24 protein-coding genes and 1 riboswitch are annotated in these 25,593 nt (G+C 52.9%); all 24 genes read right to left on the minus strand.

All coding sequences use genetic code 11. From position 1 onward, the window contains the following. Positions 1 to 11: 11 nt before the first annotated feature. Complete coding sequence (locus MOMUL_RS15325; RefSeq protein ID WP_064774279.1) at positions 12 to 1,832, minus strand: histidine kinase; 1,821 nt, start codon at positions 1,830 to 1,832, stop codon at positions 12 to 14. A 69-nt stretch (positions 1,833 to 1,901) separates the two neighbouring features. Beyond that, positions 1,902 to 2,699, minus strand: coding sequence for a methyltetrahydrofolate cobalamin methyltransferase (locus MOMUL_RS00370; RefSeq protein ID WP_062280088.1), 798 nt, complete (start codon positions 2,697 to 2,699; stop codon positions 1,902 to 1,904). An 11-nt stretch (positions 2,700 to 2,710) separates the two neighbouring features. After that, positions 2,711 to 3,340, minus strand: coding sequence for a corrinoid protein (locus MOMUL_RS00375; RefSeq protein WP_054938037.1), 630 nt, complete (start codon positions 3,338 to 3,340; stop codon positions 2,711 to 2,713). Positions 3,341 to 3,592: 252 nt separating this feature from the next. Continuing rightward, complete coding sequence (pyrE, locus tag MOMUL_RS00380; protein WP_062281379.1) at positions 3,593 to 4,147, minus strand: orotate phosphoribosyltransferase; 555 nt, start codon at positions 4,145 to 4,147, stop codon at positions 3,593 to 3,595. Positions 4,148 to 4,298: 151 nt separating this feature from the next. Then, the gene (locus tag MOMUL_RS00385) at positions 4,299 to 5,234 is read right to left on the minus strand and encodes a dihydroorotate dehydrogenase (protein ID WP_062280090.1); all 936 of its coding nucleotides are present in this window, start codon (positions 5,232 to 5,234) and stop codon (positions 4,299 to 4,301) included. A gap of 2 nt (positions 5,235 to 5,236) precedes the next feature. Next, a complete protein-coding gene (locus MOMUL_RS00390; protein ID WP_169802140.1) occupies positions 5,237 to 6,034 on the minus strand; it encodes a dihydroorotate dehydrogenase electron transfer subunit in 798 nt (265 codons plus the stop codon). A gap of 98 nt (positions 6,035 to 6,132) precedes the next feature. Then, positions 6,133 to 7,071 (minus strand): carbamate kinase, encoded by a 939-nt coding sequence (gene arcC / locus MOMUL_RS00395; protein WP_062280096.1) that lies wholly within the window; start codon positions 7,069 to 7,071, stop codon positions 6,133 to 6,135. 255 nt (positions 7,072 to 7,326) lie between these two features. Further along, on the minus strand, positions 7,327 to 8,625 hold the full coding sequence (locus MOMUL_RS00400; protein ID WP_062280098.1) for a nucleobase:cation symporter-2 family protein: 1,299 nt from the start codon (positions 8,623 to 8,625) through the stop codon (positions 7,327 to 7,329). Between the two features lie 96 nt (positions 8,626 to 8,721). After that, positions 8,722 to 9,150 (minus strand): DMT family transporter, encoded by a 429-nt coding sequence (locus MOMUL_RS00405; RefSeq protein ID WP_169802141.1) that lies wholly within the window; start codon positions 9,148 to 9,150, stop codon positions 8,722 to 8,724. Between the two features lie 97 nt (positions 9,151 to 9,247). Then, positions 9,248 to 10,351, minus strand: coding sequence for a cyanuric acid amidohydrolase (gene atzD / locus MOMUL_RS00410; protein WP_062280104.1), 1,104 nt, complete (start codon positions 10,349 to 10,351; stop codon positions 9,248 to 9,250). 45 nt (positions 10,352 to 10,396) lie between these two features. Beyond that, positions 10,397 to 11,809, minus strand: a complete 1,413-nt coding sequence (locus MOMUL_RS00415) for a YlbE family protein (protein ID WP_062280107.1) — start codon at positions 11,807 to 11,809, stop codon at positions 10,397 to 10,399. A gap of 2 nt (positions 11,810 to 11,811) precedes the next feature. Beyond that, positions 11,812 to 13,374: an acyl-CoA synthetase FdrA gene (gene fdrA, locus MOMUL_RS00420; protein WP_062280110.1), complete on the minus strand. Its 1,563-nt coding sequence runs from the start codon at positions 13,372 to 13,374 to the stop codon at positions 11,812 to 11,814. Next, complete coding sequence (locus MOMUL_RS00425; RefSeq protein WP_169802142.1) at positions 13,352 to 14,104, minus strand: oxamate carbamoyltransferase subunit AllH family protein; 753 nt, start codon at positions 14,102 to 14,104, stop codon at positions 13,352 to 13,354. Before MOMUL_RS00425 ends, fdrA begins: the two co-directional genes overlap by 23 nt. A gap of 176 nt (positions 14,105 to 14,280) precedes the next feature. Then, positions 14,281 to 15,516, minus strand: coding sequence for a hypothetical protein (locus MOMUL_RS00430; RefSeq protein WP_062280116.1), 1,236 nt, complete (start codon positions 15,514 to 15,516; stop codon positions 14,281 to 14,283). Between the two features lie 495 nt (positions 15,517 to 16,011). Beyond that, on the minus strand, positions 16,012 to 17,667 hold the full coding sequence (locus tag MOMUL_RS00435) for a PucR family transcriptional regulator (RefSeq protein WP_169802143.1): 1,656 nt from the start codon (positions 17,665 to 17,667) through the stop codon (positions 16,012 to 16,014). 338 nt (positions 17,668 to 18,005) lie between these two features. Next, positions 18,006 to 18,494, minus strand: coding sequence for a MogA/MoaB family molybdenum cofactor biosynthesis protein (locus tag MOMUL_RS00440; protein WP_062280122.1), 489 nt, complete (start codon positions 18,492 to 18,494; stop codon positions 18,006 to 18,008). Further along, on the minus strand, positions 18,491 to 18,928 hold the full coding sequence (locus MOMUL_RS00445; RefSeq protein WP_062280125.1) for an MOSC domain-containing protein: 438 nt from the start codon (positions 18,926 to 18,928) through the stop codon (positions 18,491 to 18,493). Before MOMUL_RS00445 ends, MOMUL_RS00440 begins: the two co-directional genes overlap by 4 nt. Further along, the gene (moaC, locus tag MOMUL_RS00450; RefSeq protein WP_062280128.1) at positions 18,913 to 19,416 is read right to left on the minus strand and encodes a cyclic pyranopterin monophosphate synthase MoaC; all 504 of its coding nucleotides are present in this window, start codon (positions 19,414 to 19,416) and stop codon (positions 18,913 to 18,915) included. Before moaC ends, MOMUL_RS00445 begins: the two co-directional genes overlap by 16 nt. Before the next feature lie 160 nt (positions 19,417 to 19,576). Then, complete coding sequence (gene moaA, locus MOMUL_RS00455) at positions 19,577 to 20,548, minus strand: GTP 3',8-cyclase MoaA (protein WP_062280131.1); 972 nt, start codon at positions 20,546 to 20,548, stop codon at positions 19,577 to 19,579. A 47-nt stretch (positions 20,549 to 20,595) separates the two neighbouring features. Next, the gene (locus MOMUL_RS00460) at positions 20,596 to 21,867 is read right to left on the minus strand and encodes a molybdopterin-binding protein (protein ID WP_062280135.1); all 1,272 of its coding nucleotides are present in this window, start codon (positions 21,865 to 21,867) and stop codon (positions 20,596 to 20,598) included. A 113-nt stretch (positions 21,868 to 21,980) separates the two neighbouring features. After that, entirely contained in the window at positions 21,981 to 23,210 is a 1,230-nt protein-coding gene (locus MOMUL_RS00465) for a molybdopterin molybdotransferase MoeA (protein ID WP_062280138.1), read from the minus strand. Between the two features lie 13 nt (positions 23,211 to 23,223). Continuing rightward, positions 23,224 to 23,409 (minus strand): hypothetical protein, encoded by a 186-nt coding sequence (locus tag MOMUL_RS00470; RefSeq protein WP_062280140.1) that lies wholly within the window; start codon positions 23,407 to 23,409, stop codon positions 23,224 to 23,226. Continuing rightward, entirely contained in the window at positions 23,402 to 23,539 is a 138-nt protein-coding gene (locus MOMUL_RS16475; protein ID WP_161484941.1) for a hypothetical protein, read from the minus strand. Before MOMUL_RS16475 ends, MOMUL_RS00470 begins: the two co-directional genes overlap by 8 nt. Further along, positions 23,512 to 23,654, minus strand: a riboswitch (molybdenum cofactor riboswitch). (Overlaps the previous gene by 28 nt.) A 50-nt stretch (positions 23,655 to 23,704) precedes the next feature. Further along, on the minus strand, positions 23,705 to 25,591 hold the full coding sequence (locus tag MOMUL_RS00475; protein WP_236712924.1) for an FAD-dependent oxidoreductase: 1,887 nt from the start codon (positions 25,589 to 25,591) through the stop codon (positions 23,705 to 23,707). Between the last annotated feature and the right edge of the window lie 2 nt (positions 25,592 to 25,593).

A 25,593-nucleotide genomic window follows, 5' to 3' on the forward strand; every position in this document is an offset into this window, starting at 1 on the left:
TAAATACTACGTTACTCTTTAGTATAGGGAAAAGTGAGCTGAATGCAAGTCCCTTTTCCCGGCGTGCTGGTCACATCCAGGGCGCAGTTGCTGCCAAATTGATGCTGCAGGCGCCGGTAGACATTGACAATCCCCAGCCCGCTGACCTGGCCCTTGCTGCCACCCCGTACCTGGAGGTCAAAAATGGCCTTCTGGACCTCAGGGGGGATGCCAATGCCGTCATCCTTTATTTCTATATGCACCTGGTCCCCCACCCGGCGGCCGGAAACGGTAATTCTCCCGCCCTCCTCCTTGGGCTCCAGGCCGTGGATGACAGCGTTTTCTACCAGGGGCTGCAGGACCATGCAGGGTACGCGAGCCTCCAGCACATCTTCCTCTACCAGCACCTGGCTCTGGAGCCGGTCCGGAAAACGCGTCTCCTGGATAAAGAGGTAGTCGCGCACGGCAGCTATCTCCTCGGCCAGGGTCACAGTTTCTTTGACCTGGTAGAGGCTGTAGCGCATGAGGCGGGCCAGGGCGCGCACCATTTTTTCGGTAGTTGCCGCCCCCTCAAAGAGGGCCAGGCGGGCGATGGTATTTAAAGAGTTAAACAAGAAATGGGGATTGACCTGGGCCTGGAGGACTTTGAGTTCGGCATCCTTCAGGGCCTGCTCCAGCTGGTGCTGCCTTTTCAGGAAGTGGATAAAGCTCGCGCGCTGCTCCTCCAGTTCTTTATTGACCAGTAAAACGGCGTTGAGCTGCATGATCTGCCCGGACACAAAGGAGAGGAGGCCGCAGACGGCTTCCAAATCCTTTATGGACAGCACCGGTACGGCCGCCTGCAATTGCGCCGGGGCGGGATCGCCCTCTAAAAGGCAGTGGCCGCAGAGGATGGCTCCCACCGTACCGTCTTCACCGGCCAGGGGATAGGATATTTCCACCAGGCCGGCATGGCAGCGGTAAATAAAAGCCTCTTTAAAATTACCCGCCAGGGTGGTAACATCCACGTCTTTGGCCGGGTTGCCCTGGAGTAAATGGCAATGCCGGGAGCATTCCAGGAAGCCTCCCAGGGGGGTCAAAGGATTACCAGCGGCATCCACCATGACCAGGTGCAGCCCGGTCATGCGGGTAAAGGCCAGCTGCAGGTCTTCCAGGGAACCTTCCCCAAAGAATAAATCCAGGGTAGCCGGAGCCAGGACCGCCTGGCGTTTCTGGCCGGCGCCAATCAGGTCTTTAATCAGCTGGACGGCGGCGGTGGCATCGGGCGCGTAGCCATCAGCACCCATTTTGGCGGCAATAGTCTCATTCAATGGCGTACCGCCCACCACCACTTTTACCTTGCTCCGCCAGCCGGCTTCTTGCAGGGCAGCAATGGTTTCGCCCATAGCTCCCCGGGTAGAGGAAAGGAGGGCTGACAGGCACAGGACGTCAGGATGATATTTAATTACCGCTTCGACAAAGGTAGTGGGAGCGACATTGACGCCCAGGTCAATTACCTCAAAACCCGAGGCTTCGAGCATAATGCCCAGTAAATTCTTGCCGATATCATGGATGTCGCCCTGGACGGTACCGATTATGGCCCGCCCCACCGGTTGCACCTGACCGGCCAGCATAAAAGGTTTGAGCTCCTTCAAACCGGTGTGCATGGCCCGGGCGGTAATAATCAGGTCGGTGACGTAAATCTCGTTACGTTCAAACCTTTCCCCCACCACATCCATGGCAGCCACAAAGCCGTCGGAAATAATCCGGGCGGGATCTACCCCGGCGGCGAGGGCCTTCTTAACTTCTTCTCGTACTTGGACGGCATTGCCGTTGATTACAGCCTGGATCAAATTTTCCAGGGAAAAAGGCATATTTTTCCTCCTAATGAAAACGGCCGCAGCAGGGAACCTCCCTGCCTGCGGCCGGATTTACGCTCGAGTTCAGGCTTTAATTTTCCCGGCGCGGGCGGCGGCAATATACTCCAGGCAGTATTCATCCTGGCCGGCCAGGGCTGTAGCCGCTTTTAAAAGGCCCATCAGGGGCATATCCAGGGGGTCTAGGATAAAGGCATCCATGCCCCGTGTCAGGCACATAACCATAAAGGCCCGGTTTAACAGCCGGCGCTCCGGTAAGCCATAAGAAACATTGGATAGGCCGCAGATGGTATGAACTTTGGGGTACTTTTCCTTTAAAGCCGCCACCGATTCTAAAGCTTCGACGCCGTACTGGCTGTTAACCCCCAGGGGCTTAATCAGGGGGTCCAGGTAAATATCTTCTTCCGGTATCCCTGCTTCCACCAGCCCCGGTACCAGCCTGCCGGCTACCCGCAAGCGATCGTCCACAGATTCCGGCATGCCTCCGTCGTCCATGCAAAGGGCAATGACCTTGGCTTTATATTTCTGCACCAGGGGTAAAACTTCCTCCCACCGCTGCTTCTCCGCAGTGATGGAATTGATCATGGCCTGGCCTTTATGGGCTGCCAGGCCGGCGGCCAAAGCTTCGGCGCTGGGACTATCGATACACAACGGCACGTCAACGACTTCCTGGACGATATTGACCAGCCAGGTCATGACCTTATCTTCCTCGCCGATGCTTGTCCCGCAGTTGACGTCAATAATATGGGCGCCGGCCTCAACCTGCTTTCTGGCCAGGTCCTGGATATATTCCTTATCGCGTTCGGCAACGGCCCGGGCAATGGCCTTGCGGCTGGAATTTATCAGCTCACCGACAACCAGCATCTCCTGGCCTCCTATGACGCCAGCAGCTGGCGGGCGAGATCTACCGCAGAGGCAGCATCGGGAGCATAACCGTCGGCACCGATTTCATCGGCAAATTTCTGGGTAACCGGAGCGCCGCCGACCATGATCTTGATTTTATCGCGGTAAGCTGCCAGGCCCTCGACAGTTTTCTTCATCTGCATCATGGTGGAGGTCAGCAGGGCCGAAATGCCGACCAGCTGAGGCTTGTGCTCTTCTACCGCCTGGACAAATTTTTCTACCGGTACGTCAATACCCAGGTCAATTACCTTGAAGCCGGCTCCTTCCATCATCATAATGACCAGGTTCTTGCCGATGTCGTGGAGGTCGCCTTTGACGGTGCCAATGACCAGGGTGCCCTTATCCTCCATGGCGCCACCGGCCAGCAGGGGCTTGACCACATCCATGCCGGCATGCATGGCCCGGGCCGCCACCAGGACCTCAGGCACGTAAACTTCATTGTTCTTAAACTTGACGCCAATGATATTCATGGCTGCAATCAGGCCGTCGTTAATAATGGTGGTAGGGGCGATGCCCTCATCCAGGGCCTTCTGGGTCAGCTCCTTGACCTTGTTGGCATTACCGGCCATCAAGGCTTCTTTGATTTCCTCCAGGACTGCCACTTTACCTTGCCTCCTTGAAATATTAATGTTAGTTCATTTTTAAGTCTATTTTAAGATTACTTGCACTGCAAGGCTAAATTCTTGCCAAAGGTTTGTTTTCTTGCCCTTGGAGGAAATTACCTGAATACCTTCCCCCGGTGGCCTTTTTAATGTGCCGGGCCAGGAGGGCCCCCCGCGCCACCTTTAATTTCGTGCATTACCTTCCAGCCCCTTTGCACAAGTCCGGTATATTTATGGGACCGAAAAGAATCGCTATTGTTGCCTGCTGCCCGGTTTGACAACCGGTAACCCCTGCCGGCATAAGGGACAGTCTTCCGGCTTATACGTCTCAATATCAAAGGTGATCAATGACTGTACCGGTACACCTACATCCGCCCGGCCGCCGCTGCGATCCACCAGGACGCCGGCCCCCACCGGCACCGCGTTGTACTGTTTCACAACTTCAATGACTTCCTTCACTGATCCCCCTGTAGTGATCACGTCTTCCACCACCAGCACCCGTTCCCCAGGCTCCAGGGTAAAACTCCGGCGCAGGGTCATGACGCCGTTTTCCCGTTCGGTAAAGAGGGCCCTGGCGCCGAGATTGCGGGCCATTTCATAAGACATAATAATGGCACCGATGGCCGGGCCCACAACGGCGGTAATACCCTGGTCCTTAAATCTCGCCGCCAGGTCCCGGCAGAGGAGGGCGTTTTCCTCCGGGAACTGCTGGACCCGGGCACACTGGAGGTAACGGCCGCTGTGGAGGCCGGAGGTTAACACAAAATGTCCTTCCCATAAGACGCCTGTGCGGCGAAAAATGGCCATGATTTCTTCCCGCTCGAGCACTTGCTTCACTCCTCTAGATATTTTACTTGTCTGCTATCTCTGCCCTAGAGGCAGCGGTAATGGCAATTGCATAAGCACGGGCCTGCTGCCCGGGGGCAGCTACATATACACTCCCAGGCCGGTCCGCTAATCAGGTTTGCAGCGCACCAATCAATTCCCGCACGTCTTCAAAGCCCTGTTCTGCCAGGTAATTTTCTAATCCAGCGATTATCTCCATGATCGCTCCTGGGTTAACCAAGGTAGCCGTACCCACAGCCACAGCACTGGCCCCTGCCAGCAAGAACTCAATGGCATCGCGAGCCGTCATAATGCCGCCCATGCCGATTACCGGCACCTTTACGGCCCGGGCTACCCGCCAGACAGCATAAAGGGCTACTGGTTTAATAGCCGGCCCGCTCAGCCCCCCCGCTATATTGGCCAGGGCCGGGCGGCGCTTTTCAATATCAATAGCCATACCCTGGAGGGTATTAATCAGGGCTATGGCACCGGCGCCGGCATCTTCCACCGCCCTGGCTATAGCAGTAATGTCAGTGACGTTCGGCGTTAATTTAACTATCACTGGCAGGTGGGTATGTTCCTTGACGGTAGCTGTCACCCGGGCCGCCATGGCCGGCACCGTACCAAAAACAATCCCCCCCTCCTTGACATTGGGGCAGGAGATATTGACCTCCAGGGCGGCAATGCCTTCGGTCTCGCTCAAGCGAGCGGCCAGCTCCGCGTACTCCTCCATGGTCCTGCCGGCAATACTGACAATGAGGGGCGGTCTATACTGGCGTAAATAGGGCAGTTTCTCCCGCAGGAAAATTTCCAGGCCCGGGTTTTGCAGGCCCACGGAGTTAAGCAGGCCGCAATAGCTTTCCATTAAGCGCGGCGGCGGGTTGCCGGGGGTAGGATGCAGGGTAATGGTCTTGACCACAAGGGCTCCCAGGCGGTTGAGATCAATAAAAGGGGCATATTCCTCGCCAAAACCAAAAGTTCCGGAGGCCGGCATTACCGGATTCTGTAAAGTTAAACCGGCGATTTCCACCGCCAGGTTGACTCGGGGCCTTTTACCGGCCTGCTCCATTATTAGTCCTCCCAGTACACGGCGGCTGCGTCGAAGACAGGGCCGCCTGTGCAAACATTTTCGTAATACCTGTTGCCAGAAGCATCGCGCAGGGTGGCCACGCAGCCGCGGCAGGCCCCCAGGCCGCAGGCCATCCTTTCTTCCAGGGAAACTTCAGCCGGGAGGGAGAACTCTCCCGACAAGCGGGCGAAGGCCGCCAGGGCCGGCCGGGGACCGCAGGCATAGCCCCGGTCGTAGGACCTCTCTGGTATATATTTTTCCCAGAGCTTTGTCACCGGCCCTTGAAAGCCGGCGCTGCCGTCGTCAGTAGCCAGGAATAAATTAACCTGCATGGCCTTTAATGTTTCTAACTGGTACAACTGCTCCCTGTCCCGGGCGCCATAGAAAAAATCAACCTCATTACCGGCCTCCAGGGCCCGCCGGGCAAGAAAAAGCAAGGGAACCATGCCCATGCCCCCGGCTACTAGTGCCAGCCTCTTGTTTTGGGGTAAAGTAAAACCCCGGCCGAGAGGCCCGAGAATATTTATCTTCTGGCCTGGCTGCTGTCGAGCCAGCCAGGCTGTGCCCCGGCCTTTGACCTGATACAGTAAAGTTAATTCTCCCTTGTTACCGGCATCATGGATGCTTAACGGGCGTCGTAATAAAGGATCGAAGGTTTCTGAGCAACGGACGTGTACAAACTGCCCCGGCTGGGCCGCTTCAGCAATCAACGGGGCGTACAAGCGCAATAAGTAAACGTCCTGCCCCAACTGGTGCGAGGCCAGTACTTCAGCTTCCAGGTCTTGCAGCAAGAGCTTCACCCTTTACTAAAAATCCCTATCTCTTTCGACACCAATTTCTTATTTTCCTCCCCAGGAATGCCGGTAACGTAAATTTTAGTATACCTCATAAGGAAGTTTTAAGGAACAATTCTAGTACCGGATTTTCCTTCAAGGGCAGCTACTAATTCTGCTGGCGACGTAATGATGCCTTCCTTGCCGCCATTCTTAAGGTACCTTAGCAGGGCCGTAATCTTTGGACCCATATTTCCTGGTGGAAAATGCCCTGCAGCCATGTAGGCTTCGGCTTCGGCTATTGTTAGTCTATCCAGTTCTTTCTGGTCGGGTTTGCCAAAATTTATAGCCACTTTATTTACTCCTGTAGATATTACAAGAACGTCAGCTTCAATCTCCTTAGCTAACAACGAGGAGGCATAATCTTTGTCCACAACAGCAGCAACCCCTTCCAGGTTACCCTCCTGTTCTACTACGGGTATACCGCCCCCTCCTACACAAATGACAATATAGCCGTCCTTAATCAAATCTTTAATAGCTTTGATTTCAACAATCGCTTTGGGTTCGGGGGAAGGTACTACCCGCCGCCAGCCTCTGCCAGCGTCCTCCACTACCGTCCAACCGTCTTCCTTCACATGCCGTTGAGCTTCTTCCCTGGTCATAAAACTGCCGATGGGTTTAGTGGGGTTCTGAAAAGCTTCATCGTTTTGATCAACTACTACTTGAGTCACAATCGTAATGGCCTGCCTTTTAATCCCTCTGCGGCGAAATTCATTCATTAATGACTGCTGGATCATATAACCTATTGCTCCCTGGGTGTCGGCCACTGCAAATTCCAAAGGTATCAGGGGCAGTTCCCCACACGCCAGTTCCGCACGGCGAATTAAAAAGCCCACCTGTGGTCCGTTACCATGAGTAATTACTACATTCCAGCCCTTTTCTACCACATCTGCAATATTACGGCAGGTTTCCCTCATCGTTGCTAGCTGGTCATATAAACCTATAAGTTTTTTGTCTTTAATTAAAGAATTACCACCTATAGCTATTACTGCCAACTTTTCCATGTCTTACTCACTCTCCTGTTAAATTTTGTTTTTTTATTTTATTAACTATTTACTCAATAGCAAGATGTTATTTCTGGTTCTTAGCTATCGAGTGTGTGTAGCTCCAAATATATTCCAATAGCCGCCCTTGACATGGAAATAGCCTCTATTACCAAGCAAGGTTAACAGGGCATTCTCCATGTCAAGGGTTCTACGCTTTGCTCCTATTTTAAAGGCCGCAATAAAGTTTACCCACACGAAATGGCGAGGAGCCATTTATTCTTCTTTCTGTCTTACAGGCAATACCTGATTAAGTATAATGGCCGTTATGCCCCCTACCGCAACACCGGATCCTAGGATAACTGTAAGGTAAGATGGTAGATACTCTAGTGCACCTTCTGGATGCAGCCCAAAACCCATCCCCAGGGCAACTGAAATAGCAAAAATGAACATCTCACGTTCCCCAAAAACTTTTGCTTCGCGGAACTGTAAAATGCCTGATCCTGCAATTGCGCCAAACATTACCAGGGCAGCACCACCAAGTACTGGCGCGGGCATACTTGCAATCAGAGCCGCAAATTTTGGTACGAGGCCCATAAGCAATAATATAATGCCACTGACAGCTACGGCAAAGCGACTGGCCACTCTTGTAATACTTATGACACCAATGTTCTGGCTAAAGGAAGTGATAGATAACCCATTAAATAAAAATGCAATTGATGACAGCAACCCGTCAACACTGATTGCTCCGGATAACTCGCGGCGACCTATTTTTTTATGAGTTACCACGCCTGTTGCATAAGTATCCCCTATAGTCTCCAGCATTGAGGCAAATTGTGCTACCAAAACCGCTAAAATCGCAGGAAATGAAAACTTTGGCAATCCAAAGGAAAATACTTTTGGTACAGCAAACCATGCTGCTTCCTTGACCAACCCAAGATTCAAAACACCAGCAATACCAGCAGCCAGGTAACCTACAACAATGGCCAGGGCAACAGATATAGAAGGCCAAACTCCTTTTGCAAATTGGTTTATCAAAATCAGTATCACTAAAACCAATCCACCGATAGCAAAACTTATTGGCTGACCAAACAGTGAGCTTTCCCCACCTGCTAGCCAAGTAAAACCTAGGGGCATCAATCCCATCCCAATCAAGACAACAACGGTCCCTGTAACAACCGGAGGTATATATTTCTGAATACGCCAAACGAAAAAGCTAAAAACAAACTCCACGATACCGCCCACAATTGCTGCTCCAAGAATAGCCTGGATACCCAATTGAGAACCCACGCTTATAAATGGAGAAATAAAGACAAATGCTGTCCCCATACATATAGGGAGGCGAGCACCAAGCCTACCAATACCAAGGGATTGGACTAATGTCCCGAGCCCACTGGTTAAAAGCGAACCTTGAACGAGAATAGTAATCTGCTCGCCGGGTAATTTTAAAGCAGTACCAACCATTAGTGGTACAGCTACGATACCGGCAAACATAGCCAGGACATGCTGGAGCCCATACAAAATTAAGTATGGGAGGGCGGGTTTTTCATCCACACCAATAAAACGACTACTCACCGTTTTTCCCCCTCTTCATATATCATTACCTTATTCAAGTAATTTATGGCAATAAGGGTGTCCATCTAGCTGCTGGCGCCTTGAATGACAAAGGGTCTACCTGTAAATTACTAGGTTTACGCCAATTAATAAAAGAATTATACCAATTAAACGCAGTGAGTTTAGAGCTATACGAGGAGCTCCTAATAGACCAAAATGATCGATTACTGCCGCCATAATTAGTTGACCTGTAATCGCCGCAGAAAGTACCCCTCCCGCACCGAGTTTGGGAATAATCGTCGTCATACCAAGTACGACAGCAGCACCGATTGCCCCTCCCATATAATATATAGGGTTGACCTGGCTAAGGACGGCAAAATTGAAGGGTTCTTTAGCAAAACAATGATAAATCGCGACTGATATTATTAGCAACAATGAACCAATTAAAAAAGAAATTGTGGACGCCATCAGGGGGCCAGTTGATCGGGCCAACCCAGCATTTATCACCGGCTGAAGCGCCCATATAGCTCCGATGCCAAGGGCCAAAAAGAAAAATACGAGCATGACCTTCACCTTAATCTAGTTATATTAAGCTGCAAGATGCCATTCAGGGGGGCCATTGATAATGGCCCCCCTTGCCTTCCTACACCCTGGCAATAACAGCAATTGGGCCACCGCCATCAGGCCCTTGGTGCTCTGCACCGCCGGAAACGTATACCATGGGGTCTCCTACCACGCTGGCAATAACAGCATTTACTACCGCTCGCGCCGAGCGGGTATGATTGATATCAGAGTCATCAAGCATCGTGTTACGCCGACCCCTTACTGTACCGGAAGATGCAGCCTCAGCCTTGGCCAGTACATTAACGATCTTAGCAAGCTCTTCGGCTGGCGGGCAACAATCAAATTTTAACCCGGCATCTTTAAGGGCAGCGCGTACTGCATCAGCGTCAATGGCATCCTTCATAACAGAGTGGCCTATAACCAAATCACTGGCACTATTGGTAGAGTTTCCTACTACGATAATTTCATCATTAAGAAGTTCAACCCCGGCTGACGTCGAAGCCACACTAGAGTAGAGATTCCAGTCATGACAAATAGCTTCGTTGCTAATCTTATCCGCAGATATCTCGCCCAGTGCGAGGGCAACTCCGAGAGCTGAGGCTCCACGTGAGTAAGCCATTGATTTATACGTGTCGTTTACCACAACATCTTTCCCGCGGTGCTTGGCATCCTCAATTCTTTCAGCAGTCAAAAGCGGGCACTTTATCTGAACAAAGTGAACGTCGCGGGGATCGTCTATCTGGGCGTCTTTCATAGCCTCTTTTACAGCGCGAGCCACTTCGTTTACCTGTTCCATCCGGCCCAATTCTTCCGGCAGAAAGTCCCGCGTAAAAGCTACGCCTACTGCCAAGCGCTTTCCTGGCTTAGCTGGTTCCTGGACATCTTTTCGGACAAAGACAGTAATGTGCGGCGTCATGACACCCTCAGTACCGCCTGACATTATAAACGCAACTTTTTTTACTACTTCTTCGCGGCTTATTCCCAATTTTTCTGCTAGATACATTGCTAGAGATTGGGTGGCAAAACCGCGAGTAAAATCGTTAACACAACCATTACCTTCCGTTTTGCCCAAAATAGCAACAATTTCAGCCGGATTAATCTTCCCCGAATCAATCAAAGTAGCCAACCCGCTGATATCATCAGGTGAGGCTGTTGGGATACGAAAGACTTCAACTTTTTGCATGTTAAAACCCCCTCATTTTTTTATAAACGCATCGTTCGCCAATTGTTAGGAAATAGTTTCAGCGAGACGATGCAGTGCTGCTACAAAACACTCCATAGGTGCCCGGACAAGACCGGCTCCGATCTGTCCCACACCTGCCTCACGGTGGGCAATACCTGTATTGATGATTGGGTTAATGCCTGTTTCAACAACCTTTAAAACATCAATCCCTGTTGGGGTTGGCCGAAAACCGAGGTTAGGAATAGTGTAGGCAGGGTTTGAGGTCAAAGTAATATTGTACATCTCTAGGGTATAGTTAAGGGCATCCTGAGGGGTACCACCTACAAACTGCACAATAGCTGGTGCCGCTGCCATAGCAAAGCCGCCAAGACCGCACGTTTCAGTAATAGCGCTATCTCCTAGATCAGGGTTAGCATCTTCATCATTGTACCCAGGGAAATAGAGCCCTTTAACATATGGCGCCGGGGCTGTAAACCACTCATTACCAAGCCCGCTGACGCGAATACCAAACTCGACCCCATTACGTGCCATAGCCGTAACAAGTGTACTTCCAGGGATTCCATGTGCTGCATCGAGGATTGCCTTACAGGCGGCCATGGAAATATTGAGATAGAAGTGATCATTTTTGGCCAGGAAAGAAGCAACCTCCTCCAGTTTGTTAGGTGGACAGGTCTTAACTAATGCAGGCATCAAGGTACGTGTCAATAAGGAAGTTGCCGCCAGGTTGCGATTGTGGCATTCGTCTCCCATCTGGAGAGCTTTTGCAGTAAGAGTCTTGAGGTCTACACCACCACATGCCAAGATGGCATTGCGTAACGCCGGTGCCAGGACATCACGAATCCACCGCAAACGCTCTATAATTTCGGGAGAATTGGCACCGAAACGCAGGACCTTGCCCAAGCCTTCATTAAAGTTTGAGTATGCCCGGTTTCCAGCGGCTTCATTTTCAACTACAAAAACTGGCATAGAAGCTGATATAATCCCGGACATAGGACCGACAGCGCTATATTCGTGACAGGGAGCAAACTTTATTTCGCCACTAGCAGCCAATTTCTCGGCTTGCTCTGCATTATCTGCCAGGCCTTCATAGATAAGTGCACCAATAACAGCACCCCGCATAGGCCCGCACATTTTACTCCATGTAATCGGCGGACCAGAGTGCAATATCATATTGCCCTCGAAGCCAGGAATTACCTCGCCAGCAAGCTTGACATCGATAAGCTTCGGTTGCGCTTCCAGTAAACGATTGATAGCTTTTTGATTGGCGGTATTAATTACATCAATATTTTCTTCAATCAAGGCCAACAGTCGGACAAGATGCGGGTCGCCATTGGCGGGCGGTCTCCATTCTACATGTATATTAGCGACGCCCAGCGAAGTCAAGTCATGGGCAAAAGACTCAAGCCCGACATTTACAACCTTGACAGGACCATTAATTAAATCTCTACTTAAAGTCATGATTAAACCCTCCGGCTTTCGTGTAACTTGATAATCCTTCCCGCCGCCCGTGCTGCTTCCGCATTGGATGGTAAGACGAAAATCCCTTCTTTTTCGAGGGCTTTGACCTGTTCACTAAGAGGTTGCGGGTCGGCTTCGGTACCACATACAAAGGCAATTACTGCCGGATTATTGCTCGGATAAGCATCCCGGGCGCGGGCCACTGCGCGGGCCAGTTCCCCTGCCGGGTCAGCGTGACTCCCATAACCTGTAACTACATCACAAAGGATAACGCCTACCTCCGGATCAGCATACTCTTGCATTAAACGTTCGTTGCGAGGAAGGGGATCAATCATAGGATGGGGACGCCCTCTTGTAAACTCGTCATCCCCTAAATCCACAATGGTATGCTTGTGGCTTTTCCTTGCTGAAGGTAATTTTAGTTCTGGTTTTAATGGGATATTGGAGAAGATATCCCCGACGATATCGCTGAGTATCACCATTGCCTCGTCGGCTAGGGTGCCCCCTGTAAACAGGCCCCGAATATAACGCTGGTTCGGGCGCAGCTGGCTCTCCAGCACGGCGATCTGTTTTGAGTAATCTCCCCAGTAATTTTCCGGTATGGCAACTGCTTCTTCTCCATTGGCCAAAGCGACTGCCTTGTAAGCCGCATCTTCGATGGTTGCGGCACCCACAACACCAGCTGACTTAATGGTATTTAAATCGCCTTTAAGCAAATTCACTACTACAGGTTTCTTACACTGCTTAACCCTATCCAGTATTTTATTTGCCGTCCGTGGTCCGGCAGGTTTTGAGATCAATAAAATAACCTCTGTCGAAGGGTCTTCTTCCAGAAGTTCAATACCGAGAAGCATCATTTGCCCGCCAACTTCATCTAAGAGGTCCCTGCCTCCAGTTCCTATGGCATGGGAAATTCCTCCTCCCAAACGCTCGATCAGAACAGTAGCTTCTTGGATACCGGTTCCTGAAGCGCCAACAATCCCTATCTTGCCACGAGCAACAACGTTGGCAAAGGCAAGGGGCACCCCATCAATAATTGCCGTGCCACAATCCGGCCCCATTACCAGCAATCCTTTTTTAGTTCCGATTTGCTTGAGCCGGACCTCATCTTCCAGCGTAACGTTATCACTAAATAGATGCACGTTAAGCCCTAGATTCAGTGCTTTAAGCGCCTCAGCTGCTGCATATGTTCCTGGTACAGAGATAAGGGCCAAATTTGCACCAGGTAAAGCCTCTACTGCGCTTCGTAAGGTCTTAGGAAATTGCTGTTTAGTCTCACCCTGTTGCACTTCAGCACGGTTGAGAAGTTTTTCCGCCAATTCCACAGCCTTTTGTGCCTGCTCTTCTGTATCTGCCGCCACGATTATCGCCAGATCATCGGCATTGGCAGCAGCTACTTCTGGCACCAACATACCTATATCCTGTAAAGTGCTCTTATTCATCTCCGTCGCCATAATCACAGATGCTTGCTTTACCCCGTCCTGCTTACGGAGTTCAGCAGATAACTTCATGAGTTTTACAGAATCCTGATACATCTTAGGTTTAATTAGCCAGCGAATAACCACTACGCTGCATCTCCTTTCCGTTTTCTAGGGCCAACAGCAATCCAATAGCTGTATCTGTACCCGAAGATGCACCCCTTGCTAGTAATTTTTTCATGTTATTGCCAACTGCTTCTGGCTCCCCCCCCGCAATTGCCTTTAGCAAGGCTGTGAGCGGTTCCATATAGTACCCTCTACAAGCCCACCTGATATGTGTTTGGCTAATTTCGTTTGTACGTGCAAGGGACGACAGCACGTTGGACTGCATCATTTTTTTAATCTCCCGGGCGCGGGAACTTATGGTCGATATTAAATCCAACCCGCTCATGTAACCCACAAGCAGATCATCCCCAGAGGGAGTCAAACCTGGTCCCAAGCCCAAGAGAGTTTTTACTGCTACATCCGCAATAAACTGCCATTCATCTCGGTTCCAGTTTATCCGGAGGAGATCGATGCCCTGCTTACCCCTTTGTATCACAACCTTATCGAAAGGGTCACTGGCAGAAGAAGCACTACCGTTAAGGGCGCAAAGCATTGGTCCCTTACCGTAGGTAAATAAAAGCGACCACAAGGAATCCAGAGACACAGGCTTCAGGCCAAAATCTCGTGGTGGGTCAATACGTGCTGCATAAATGCAACGCCTCATTAATAAAACCGTGTGAATGCCAGAAGTAGGACCTTTACTAAAAACCAAGTTTTCCCCGACCAGGATGCGGTTGTATATGGCGTTCCATTCATGTTCGCTCAGCAGCACATTAATGGGCCCGCGCCCTATAGACTGGCTACCTACGCACACGAGTCCAGCCGGGGCTCGGCAATACAGTGAACGTTTGGATATGGAGATTACTTCAGTAGAAGCCTGTCCTTCTAGAGTCCCCCAGGCCCCGATACCCACAGAAAGAGCCTCCAAGGTATGCACCCTTTCTTCACTTACAGGAAGAGACCTAATATGATCAGTAGTACGAGGACCCCAAGCACATATGGCGCATTATTGCGGACGACGCTTTCAATTTCCATTTCGAATGTCTGGGAGAGAGCAGCAACATTAATCTGTACAGGGCTCATCTGCGTACCCATACCGATAGCCAGGGCCACAAGTCCCATTTGTAAAGGAGTAAGGCCAACAGCAGCCAGAACGGGAACTACCAGGCTAATTACGCCAACGCTATACGCTCCAGCCGGTACAGCTACAATGAAGCCAGCCAAAATTGCTGTCGCTACGAAGATAAAAGACGGGGCACTAGCTGCAATCTGAGCTATATATTTAAAGGTACCAATTTCTGAAAGGATATTAATGAAACCCAGGAAAACACCGATTGCAAATAACCGCGTCAGGATGAAAGAGGAACCCTGAATTAAGTTCTCAGCCATCTTATCCATAGAGGATTTTGTTAAAATTGTTGCTAGCACAAGAGTGCTGATCATGTTAAAAGGTGCTGTAAAGACATGGTAACCACCAAATAACATATTTAAATACTTACCGGCGACAACTACAATGATAAAGTAGAGAGGTGGAAGAGCAGTTCTTACTATCTGGCCCATGGGCATGGGTTCATTATTTTCTTCATTCAAAATACGTCCCCGCCGCCAAACTCCATAAGCCGCCAGGGCGATACCAATTATCCAAAATAAGATCGTAAATGGAAACATTTGGTTAACATAAGTGCCAACATCTATCCCTGCAATTTTAGAAATTGTGGCACTCTCGGCAGAAGCTGGGGATGTTTCAAAACTCGCTGCTGTTGCAATCGCCATGCCTGCAATTAGCTCCGGAACTGCTCCTACAGCAGCAAATGCCAATGGGCCGGTTACCATTGTATTTCCTGCACCAAGACCAGCAGCGTAAGTTGCTAGTGCCTGAATGAGTACGATAGCAGCAGCGACTAGATATACTCTATTGCCGGTGATTTTCCGGCTAAGCCGAAGCAGAGCATCAAACCCTCCTGTCTTGGCAACAGCAAGGGCCGTCGCGGAATACATAATCGGTGTCGTCATAGACATCATGCCGGGAATAGCGTCCATTATTATTTTTGTCGCCGGCGCCAGGCCCATATGACCGATAATCATAGCAACGATTGCACCACTGATACCCGCGACTATCATGTGCTTCCTCATAACAAGGACGGCAATGATAACAAGAAGCGGCAAAAGCACAATTGCACTCATTTTTTTATCCTCCTAATACAAGGCATTTAATACGTCTTAGTAGAACCGTCTATTACTTCCATTTTTTGCTATTTTTAAAACTTCCTGCTTTACCCAGTAATTTCCCGGATTTTTACCCAAAGCAAATCTTCAGAAGCGAAGGATTCGTTATTATACCTCCTCCCCTTAACTTCTGCATGCCTATGCAATCTAACTGCGTGTCGACATCCTACACGAGTCCCCTAAGCCGGGTATTCTATGGGCCACAGCCTGTTCTACAGCGCCACGAACCCAGGCTATGATATTATTGCCTTTTTACCTCCGCCGCAAAAACATTTCTGGTAATTAGATCCAATTACCTGTATCCCGTACATTTGTAGTTTAACACTACTAAGTCAACCACCTCTATGTCAATTTCATACAAAAGATAACGCGTTAATTAGTCAAATATCAACAAGTTAAACCATCTTTAGATAAAAAACACCACCAAATAAGCGGTGGCCACAAAACTTCAAGTTAATTTCCTTTCATGTGCAGGATTTTAAGGGCAAGCTGCAGGCTCAGGCGATCATCCGGAGACTTTAAATCAAGGCCAGTAATTTGTTGTATCCGGTTTATGCGGTATCTCAAAGTATTATAGTGAATAAATAAGGCATCAGCTGTTTTCTGCAGGTTCATATCATTAGCAAATAACGTCTCCAACGTTGCAATTAGACCTGCTTTATTTTCTTCATCATAAGAGACCAGTTGGCCCAAGATATCGTCAAAGAAACATCGCATCTCTACCGCATCAGAAGTCAATAAAATGCGGTAGACGCCCAAGTCGTCAAAGTGAAAAACTTGGCCCCGTTCGTAAGCACGCCTCCCGATTTCCAGAGCCTGTTGGGATTGGTTTATGCCTTCAGCAATCTTCATGGGGTCGGCGATAAAGCGGCTAATCCCCACGAGTATTCGTGTATCTAACCGCTTCGCTAACTCTTCACAACAGGAACGGGCCAAAGTCTCGGAATTTCTCCGCAACTGTTTGGTATCTTTACCTGGCAGGGGGCGGTGCAACACCATTAACCGCCTCCCTCTCTCGACAACCGCTGATCCCGGAGATAATGAAACAACCGCTGTATTCACTATCTCCATTATCTTAAGCCGTTTCTTGCGGGCAAATACTGGCTCCTGATCGTAAAGCGATTGCAGATCATCACATTCAAATAACATGACTGTAAAGCCGTTAGCAATATCCCACCCAAATCTTTCGGCCAAAATGATCGCATCTTCCTTTGAGGCGATTTTACCATCCACGAGATATTCAATAAAGCTGCTTTTAAACCTGCTCTCTACATCAAAGACAGCCCGTTGCTTGCTTATTTCCAAAGCAATAACAGTAACCGCCTGCTCGATACCAGTTATATCCCGTTCAGAAATAGGCTTTTGGGGTTCCCAGATAAATAGGTATGCATAAATTTCCTCGGCAACTGTAACAGGGCGGCATATGGCATATAACCCACCGGCATAATTAAATACCAATTGTTCCCTACCATCCTTGCAGGCTTCTGCCAGCTGTTTGCTATCATTTACAAGTTCAGCCAGTGCCCGGTTCTTCTCAGTACCGAAATCGCGGGGCGCTAACCACGAAGCTATCTTTCGGAAAGAAGGATCATGAATAGAGACTGGCAACCCCAGTAAGCCGGCTAGGGTCCGCGCGATCTCAGCCAGCCCTCCACCATGCAGCATTATGCCGGTTAGGGCTTTGCTAAGTTGTTCATTCCTTTGCAGGACGGCCGCCTGGCGGTTTAAAATTTCGGTCAAAATAGGATTTATAATTTCGTTAAATGAGGCGCTGTTGGGCAATTTAATCAGGGGAAACTTGTATTGGTTGGCCTGCTTAATCATAATCTCTGGAATCTCGCGGATATAGCGTTCCGGCTTTATGGCCAGCGCGGCCAATCCACATTTGTTTAATTGAGGTATCAAATTTTCCAGAGCTTTGATATCATCTTTAATAGGATAAGCGGTTGTCAGTAAAAGCTCTGCGGGTTTTATATAACTTCCTATGTCTGGTACTTCCATGATGTTCACAGAATTGATTATACGATCAAGTCCCTGTTCACCACCGACCAGTACTGCTCCCTCCATCTGAGGTAAGCGCAGCGCCTCTCTTACAGTAATTCCCATCATCAGCATATACACCTCCTACCAACCGAGTCCGGGCCCCCTGTTAATTTAAAAAATACACTAAATCGGCTCTTTGCTGCTTTTATATAAATGAGTAAACCTAAACAGCAAAACTTCTCTTGGGAGACTTGCGGATGTCCCTATACCAGCTGATGTTTTAAATTTTACACCCCAAATTATCTTAACATAAAACATATAATGCTTCTACTGGAGAAAACCAACTCCAATAAAACAGCAAGTCCAGGCTTACTCATCCGAAAAAGTTAATATCGCAGTCTAAAGTAAACATAGTCTTATAAAAATACCCCGTCGTAAAGACCGGGGTTTGCATAATCTATCTTTCAGGGCCGGCCGCACTCGCCAGCCTCGCCCTTTAAGATGGCCAGGCCGTGGGGTAGGGCCGGCAGTATGGCCGCCAGGTTTTCCCGCACCCCTTTGGGGCTGCCGGGCAGGTTGACGATGAGAGTCTTCCCCCGGATGCCGGCTACAGCCCGGGAGAGCATGGCCTGGGGGGTTAACTTCAGGCTTGCCGCCCGCATGGCCTCCGGCAGCCCCGGTACTTCCTTTTCGATCACATCCCGGGTGGCTTCGGAGGTAACATCCCGGGGGCTGAAGCCAGTGCCCCCGGTGGTGAGAACGAGATCGGCCCCCACCACATCGCAAAACTCGCGCAGTTTGGCGGCCAGGAGCCGGCGCTCATCAGGAACAACCTCATAGGCCACCACTTCGCCAAGATCCGCCACCATTTCCCGGATGACGGCCGCGCTCTTATCCTCCCGCTCGCCCCGGGCTCCCTTATCGCTGGCCGTAAGTATTGCTACCCGGATCACGAGGCCACCACCTCGATAGGATCGCCCACCTGGACCGGCCCGCCCTCCAGGATGGCCACAAAGATGCCCTCGCGGGGCATGACGCAGTCGCCGGCCTGCTGGTAAATGGCACAGCGGCTGTGGCACTGTTTGCCGATCTGGGTCACCTCGGCCAGGACCCGGTCCCCGATTCTTAATTTCGTACCCACCGGCAGGGATACCAGATCAATACCCTCCGTCGTCAGGTTCTCGGCGAAGTCGCCGGGGCCCACTTGCATGCCTTTAGCCTGCATTTTGGTAATGCTTTCCATGGCCAGGAGGCTTACCTGGCGGTGCCAGGGGCCGGCATGGGCATCGCCCTCCAGGCCGTGGTTGGCAATGAGCATCCCCCGGCCAATATTCTTTTTACGCTCACCCTTGGCGGCCGAGGTGCAGACGGCTACGATACGTCCCATGGTTCCTCACCTTCCCGCTGGAAGTGGCCGCTGCGGCCACCCGTTTTTTCGATTAACCTGATGTTATCGATAACCATGCCCCTCTCGACGGCTTTGCACATGTCGTAAATGGTCAAGGCGGCCACGCTGACCGCCGTCAGGGCTTCCATTTCCACCCCGGTCTGGCCGGTGGTCTTCACCCGGGCTTCAATTTCCAGGGTCCCCGTGTCCCGGTCAGGGCGGAAGTCGACGCTCACCGCGCTGATGGACAAGGGGTGGCAGAGGGGGATTAACGACCCCGTTTGCTTGGCGGCCATAATCCCGGCCACCCGGGCCACGGCCAGGACGTCACCCTTGGGCATCTCTCCTTCCAGGATGAGGTCCAGGGTATTTTTGCTCATCAGTACCCGTCCCCGGGCTACGGCCACCCGTTCGGTAACGGCCTTGGCGCCCACATCTACCATTCGTGCAGCACCTTTGGCATCAAGGTGGGTCAGGGGATTGCTCATACCCATGCCTCCATAATACACTGCTCGTTTACTTTGTGCCTTTACAGATACAAACCTTTATTGAAGGAACGACCCGGTTCCCCCCACGGACATTAACCTCACCGGAGCTTAACCTGAACCAACTCCTACTTCCCACTTCCCACCTCTCACTTCTTAAACATCAGCCGCCGATCTGGGACATGACCCGGGGCTGGCGCCAGCCGGTTTCCATATGGTGTTCGGCCGGCTTTAAGGTCACAGCCCGGGCAAAAATAGCCGCCAGTTCCGCCTCCGAAGCCCCGGCGCGTAAAGGCCCTTTGATGTCTATTTCCCCGTCCCAGTAGAGGCAGGGCCTGAGTTTCCCGTCGGCCGTCAGGCGCAGGCGGTTGCAGCGGTGACAAAAGTGACTGGACATGGCGCTGATAAAGCCGATACTACCTTTCCCGCCGGCCACCTTAAAGTTAACGGCCGGGCCGTTGGTTACCAGGTCTGCTAAAGGTTCCAGGGGATAGACCCGGCTAATCTGGCTTTTAATCTCCTCCATGGATACATAACCGCCAGCAGAAGCAGCAGCCGCGCCAATGGGCATCAGTTCAATAAAGCGGATATGCAAAGGCTCTTCTTGAGCCAGCCGGGCAAAATCCAGGATCTCGTCGTCGTTAAAGCCGCGGGTAACGACAACATTGAGTTTTACCGGTGCCAGGCCCACGGCCAGGGCGGCATGGATGCCCTGCCAGACGCTGCTGATATTGCCGCGGCGGGTGATATAACGGTAACGTTCTTTCTTTAATGTGTCCAGGCTGATATTCACCCGGCTCAAGCCCGCTTCTTTGAGGGCCCTGGCCAGGCCACTCAAGAAGATGCCATTGGTGGTCAGGGAAACCTCTTTGATGGCCGGAAGTTTAGCCAGCTCCCGCACCAGGGTCACGACGTTTTTGCGCACCAGGGGCTCGCCCCCGGTAAGGCGGATGCGGTTTATCCCGGTCCTGCCGGCCACCCGCGCAATGGTGACGATCTCCTCCAGGCGGAGGATGTCCTGGTGACTCTTTAAGGGTACCCCGGTTGCCGGCATACAGTAGCGGCAGCGCAGGTTGCAGCGGTCGGTTATGGCAATACGCAGGTAGTTTATCTGGCGGCGAAAGGCATCTTCCACCGGTCTCCCTCTTTTCTCCGGCAACGGCTTCTTCGTTATGCCGCTTTTCATTCTAAATTATAGCTACCCTTGATGGTCCTGGCTCCGGTGTGGAGTTCTTCCAGAAGGGTTTCCCGCGGCCGCAGGAGATATACCGTCACTTCCTGGCCGGCGGCAAAACCCTCGGCCAGGCGGGGTACCACCACAATACCGTCGGCCCGGGCCAGGGCCATGATGGTGCCGGCACCGCGGGAGGTCGGGATGGCCACCAACCTGTCCCTTTCTCTTTCCAGGCGAACGCGGACAAACTCCTCCCGGCCAAGGGGGGAGTAAATTTTACGGGCCAGGACGGCCTGTACCCGCTCCCGCCGGGGCGGTTCCAATCCCTGCCGGTAATAGATAACGGGCCTGGCAAAGAGTTCCGCGCACAGGGCGGCGGATACCGGGTAGCCGGGTACGCCAATCACCGGTTTATCCTCAACTATACCCAGGATTACCGGCTTTCCGGGCCGGGTGGCGACCCCATGGGTTAAGACCTGCCCCAGCTCAGCCACCAGGCGGGCGGTATAGTCCTCCCGCCCGGCCGAGGAGCCGGCATTGATGAGGACCAGGTCGCTTTCCGCCAGGGCCTGCAGCAGGCGTTCTTTTAAGAGCTGGTAATCATCAGGGGTAATGGGGTAAACCCGGGGCTCGCCCCCCCAGCGGGTGACCAGGCCGGCCAGCATGGTGCCGTTGGACTCCAGGATCTGGCCGGGGGCCGGATTGGGGTTGGGCGGCACCAGCTCAGTCCCCGTGGGCAGGATGGCTACCCGTGGCCGCGGCCGGACGGCTACCATCGTTACTCCAGCTGATAGGAGGCCCCCAAGGTCGTAGGGGGTGAGGGCCTGGCCAGCCGGTACCAGTAGCTCGCCGGCCGTGATGTCCTCACCCACCGGCCGGATATTTTGCCCTGGCACGGCCGGGCGCCTGATGACAGCAGCAACCTTATCTTTAAAAGTTACTTCTTCTATCATAATAACGGCATCAAAGCCCTCTGGTAAAGGATCGCCCGTATCGACAAGCACTGCCTCGCGGTCCAGTGCCAGCTCCAGGGGTTCCCCCTCGCTGGCACCAAAGGTCTTTTCTGCCCGCACAGCTATCCCGTCCATAGCCGCCGCCGGGTAGTGGGGTGAAGAGATGGCGGCATAGACCGGTGCTGCCGTTACCCGGCCCAGGGCCCGGGTAACGTCTATTTCTTCAGCCGGCAGCCCCGCCAGGTAGCCATTGGACCTTAAAGATCCTAGAAATTCCTCCAGGGCCTCCTGCCAGGGCCTGCTGGTGACAAAGACCTTGCGTGCCAATAACCAACCCTTCCTTCCCGGGTTTAATATAACTTAATTAAGCCTTCCAGACCCTCTCCGCTTTCTCGCCGCTTTTTCTCCGTTTTATGAACTATAGTATAATAAAGTTGCACTTAAAATAATTTAACCTCTACCCTTGTACCGGCTTCCAGGCCCTCTTCCTCCAGGGGTATGGCTACCAGGCCGTCGGCCTGGACCATGGATGAGATCATACTCGATCCTCCCGGTACCGGTACGGCCAGGAACCCACCCGGGCCTGCTTCCAGGCGGACGCGGATATAGTCCTCCCGGCCGGGAATAGAAGTAACTGTCCGGCTTAAGATCGCCTCCACCGTCCTCCTCCCGGCCAGATGATCGTAGCTCCCGTAGCGCAGCAGGGGTTCAATTAAGATACTGAAAACAACCATGGCTGAAACGGGATGGCCCGGCAGGCCTAGGATCATCTTATCGCCGGCCACTGCCGCAACGGTGGGCTTACCCGGGCGGAGGGCCACACCGTGAAAGAGGATACCCGGCTGTCCCAGGCCAGCCAGGACCTGGACGGTTAAATCGCGGGTGCCGACAGAACTGCCGCCGGAAAGGAGCACCAGGTGGTTTTCCACCAGGGCCTTCTGGATCCTGGCCGTTAGATCCTCCAGGTCATCGGGGGCAATACCGTAGAGGGTGGCCTCAGCGCCGCACTTCCTAACCAGTCCGGCCAGGGTGTAGGAATTAATATCCCTTACCTGGCCGGGGCCGGGGTTAGCCTCGGGAGGGATGATTTCATTGCCGGTAGCCAGGATGCCCACCCGCCAGGGTTCATATACAGTCACCCGGGTTACCCCCAGGCTGGCCAGCACTCCCAGGTCCTGGGGCCGCAAAGTATGGCCGGCAGGCAGGACGGTGGTACCGGCGCGCACGTCGGCACCCTGGCGCACCAGGTCCTGCCCCGGGGCCACGGGTTTAAAAACGGCGACCCGGCCCTCCGCGAGGACTTCCGTGCTTTCCACCATAACCACGGCATCAGCCCCGGGGGGCATCATACTTCCCGTAGCCACGGCCACCGCCTCGCCGGGGCCAACAGTAACTGCAGCCGGTTGCCCCATGGGCACCTCTCCTGCCAGGCGCAAAATTACCGGCTGGGTTTCCCGGGCGCCAAAGGTATCGGCCGCCCGCACGGCATAGCCGTCCATGGTGGCGCGGGTAAAACCGGGAACGTCGTCCTTCGCCGTCACCGGCCGGGCCAGTTCCCGCCCCAGGGCAGCAAGCAGGGGTAAAATCACTTCCTGCCGACCCGGCAGGGGCCAGTAGCGGGTTAGCAGCCGGCGCGCTTCTGCTAAAGTTACCACCCGGAAGAGTTCCATCCATATCCCCCTGCTACTCAAAACATCCCAGCTGGCACTGGATAATCTTGATCTGCAAGTCGTCGGCAGCCTGCCCCACCTCACGCATGGGTACCTGCAAGCGGCGGGCTACTTCCTGGGCAACCACACAAGGTAACTTGCCACCATGGCCAGCAGCCGCTTCTTTTACTGCTGCCCGGACGGCTTCCCGGTCAACCATAAAATATCCCTCCTAGGAATTTCGTCTTTATATTCATTGACTTATTGGGGCCGGCCTTTATTCCCTTTAAACCTAAAAATTTACAGGCACCCGGAAGGGTGCCTGAAGTTACTAAAAACTCCTTTCCCATTCCGGGAGGCAGGCAGGTTTCCCCGCCTACCCCGTCGCTGCCTGGCAAGCAGGCAGGAGGCCAGCGGCCATAGCCTTAAAACCTTAGGCCCACTGGCTCGGAGGTATATGCGGTTATGTTTATTGTAGCATAACCATAAATAGGAGGCAAGCAGGAATTATGGCTTTACTTTTTACCCACCAGGGCACAGAGGCGCTCCGTAGCATAGTAGGCCTCCGCTCCGGTTACTATCCCCTGGGGATCGCTTCCCGTTTTATCCAGGGGCAGGAGGCCCCTTGCCCCGGCCCGGGCCACGGCCGCCGCCGGGTCTAAAGCCGCCGTATCCTCGCCCAGGTAGGTGAGGAGGAGAGAGGCGGCTGCCCCCCGTGTTAAAGGTTTCCGTTCGAGATAGGGCTCTAAGGCTGCTGCCCTGGCAGCCACCAGATCACCCCGCCCAGCTGCCCTTTTTAAGGCATTGGCCGTCATATAGTAAAAGCTTGCCTGGTTGACCGGGTCTTCCAGCTTCCAGTCGTTATTATAACCGGCGACAATCAGGCCCCAGTGGTTGACGAACTGCAGGCCCGCAAAGGCCCAGTGATCGCTCAAGGGGTTTTTGATGTGGTAGTCCTTCAGGTAAGCGCCGGCCTTCACCAGGAGATCCTGGATGGCTTTGATATCCCGGGAGCTGGCCGCCACCTCCCGGAAATTCTTATTCACCTGCAGGGAATAAGCGGCTGCCACCCCGGCAGCGTCGCCGGTAGCCATGCCGATGGGTACCACCCGGGCGCTGCCGGCAGCCAGGTGGGTATAGCCAGCCGACCGTCCTACCACGAGGAGGTTGTCAACCCCCTGGGGTACCAGGGAACGGAAGGGGATGCTGTAGACTTCCGGCCGGCCGTAGACGTAACCCGTATCCTGGGGTGAAGTCGCCTGGACATCCACGGGGTAGGACCCCAGGGCGATGGCGTCGGGGAAATAGCGGTTAAAGAGGACGTCATTCAGGTCCAGCTGGTAAAGGGCCTTGATGTGGCGGGTTTCCCGGACGTAGAGTTCCGGCGCTGCCCCCAGGAGCCTGGCCCCGGCAAAACCGGGCAGCCGGGAGCGCAAGAAGTCAGTAATAGCCGGCAGTTCTTTCCGGGCCAGTTCCATGGCTTCAGTTTTGGCAGCCTCGCTCAGTCCATCGACACCAAAGATCTGCAGGGCGTTAATGAGGATGGTGCCGTCATTCTGGCGACCGATATTTAAGCCCCGCAGCCGCAAGCGCGAGGTGGAGGGCTGGTAGGCAGCGCCAATGTCGGCAAAGCCCCAGGCGGCCCGGTCGGAAATCTTAGCGTCTTTGATCCGGCCTCCCTTGACGGCCTGCTCCAGGGCCGCCCAGTCTATCCCCCCCAGGTGAAAGACCAGGGTCACGGCCTGGCGCCGGTCTTTCTCGCCCATATCCTCGGCGCCTACCGTATAGGGAACGCCGGCCGCGGCGGCAACATCGGCATCCTGGGTGGCGTCGATGATCCGGCCGGCGTAGAAAGCCATTTCCTGGCCGTCCTTGACGGCTCTGATGCCCACCAGTTTATTGCCTTCCAGGATGGGCGCTTTAAAAGCAGTATTCAGGCTTAAAGCCAGGTTGGGGTAACGCTCAACCATGTCCAGGAAGACCTTTTTAGCCTCGGCGACATCAAAAATGCTGCCTCCTACCTGGCGGTAGAAATCAAGAAAAGTACCGCGGGTCAGCAGTTCGTGTTTCGGCCCGTAATTCATGTCAATAAAGTTCAGCCAGCCGTAAGTAAAGAGGCCGCCCAGGCCGTCGCGCCTTTCCACCAGCAGGACCTTCGCCCCCTGGCGGGCGGCAGAGATAGCCGCAGCCACTCCTTCCGGCTGCCCACCTACCACTAGTACGTCGTAACTCGCCCCGGCAACCGGCGGCGGCGCCGGCGGGAAAGTAGCCGGGTCGGGTGCCTGTTGGGCAACTACCTGCCCGGCCCAGGCCCGCCATATTGTTAAATAATACCTGGCCCGCTCAAAAGCAGCTACCCGACCTGGCCAGAGGCGCCACCCCACCAGGACCGCTAAAAGCAAAA

This window comes from Moorella mulderi DSM 14980 (assembly GCF_001594015.1).
Lineage (GTDB): Bacteria > Bacillota > DSM-521 > Neomoorellales > Neomoorellaceae > Neomoorella > Neomoorella mulderi.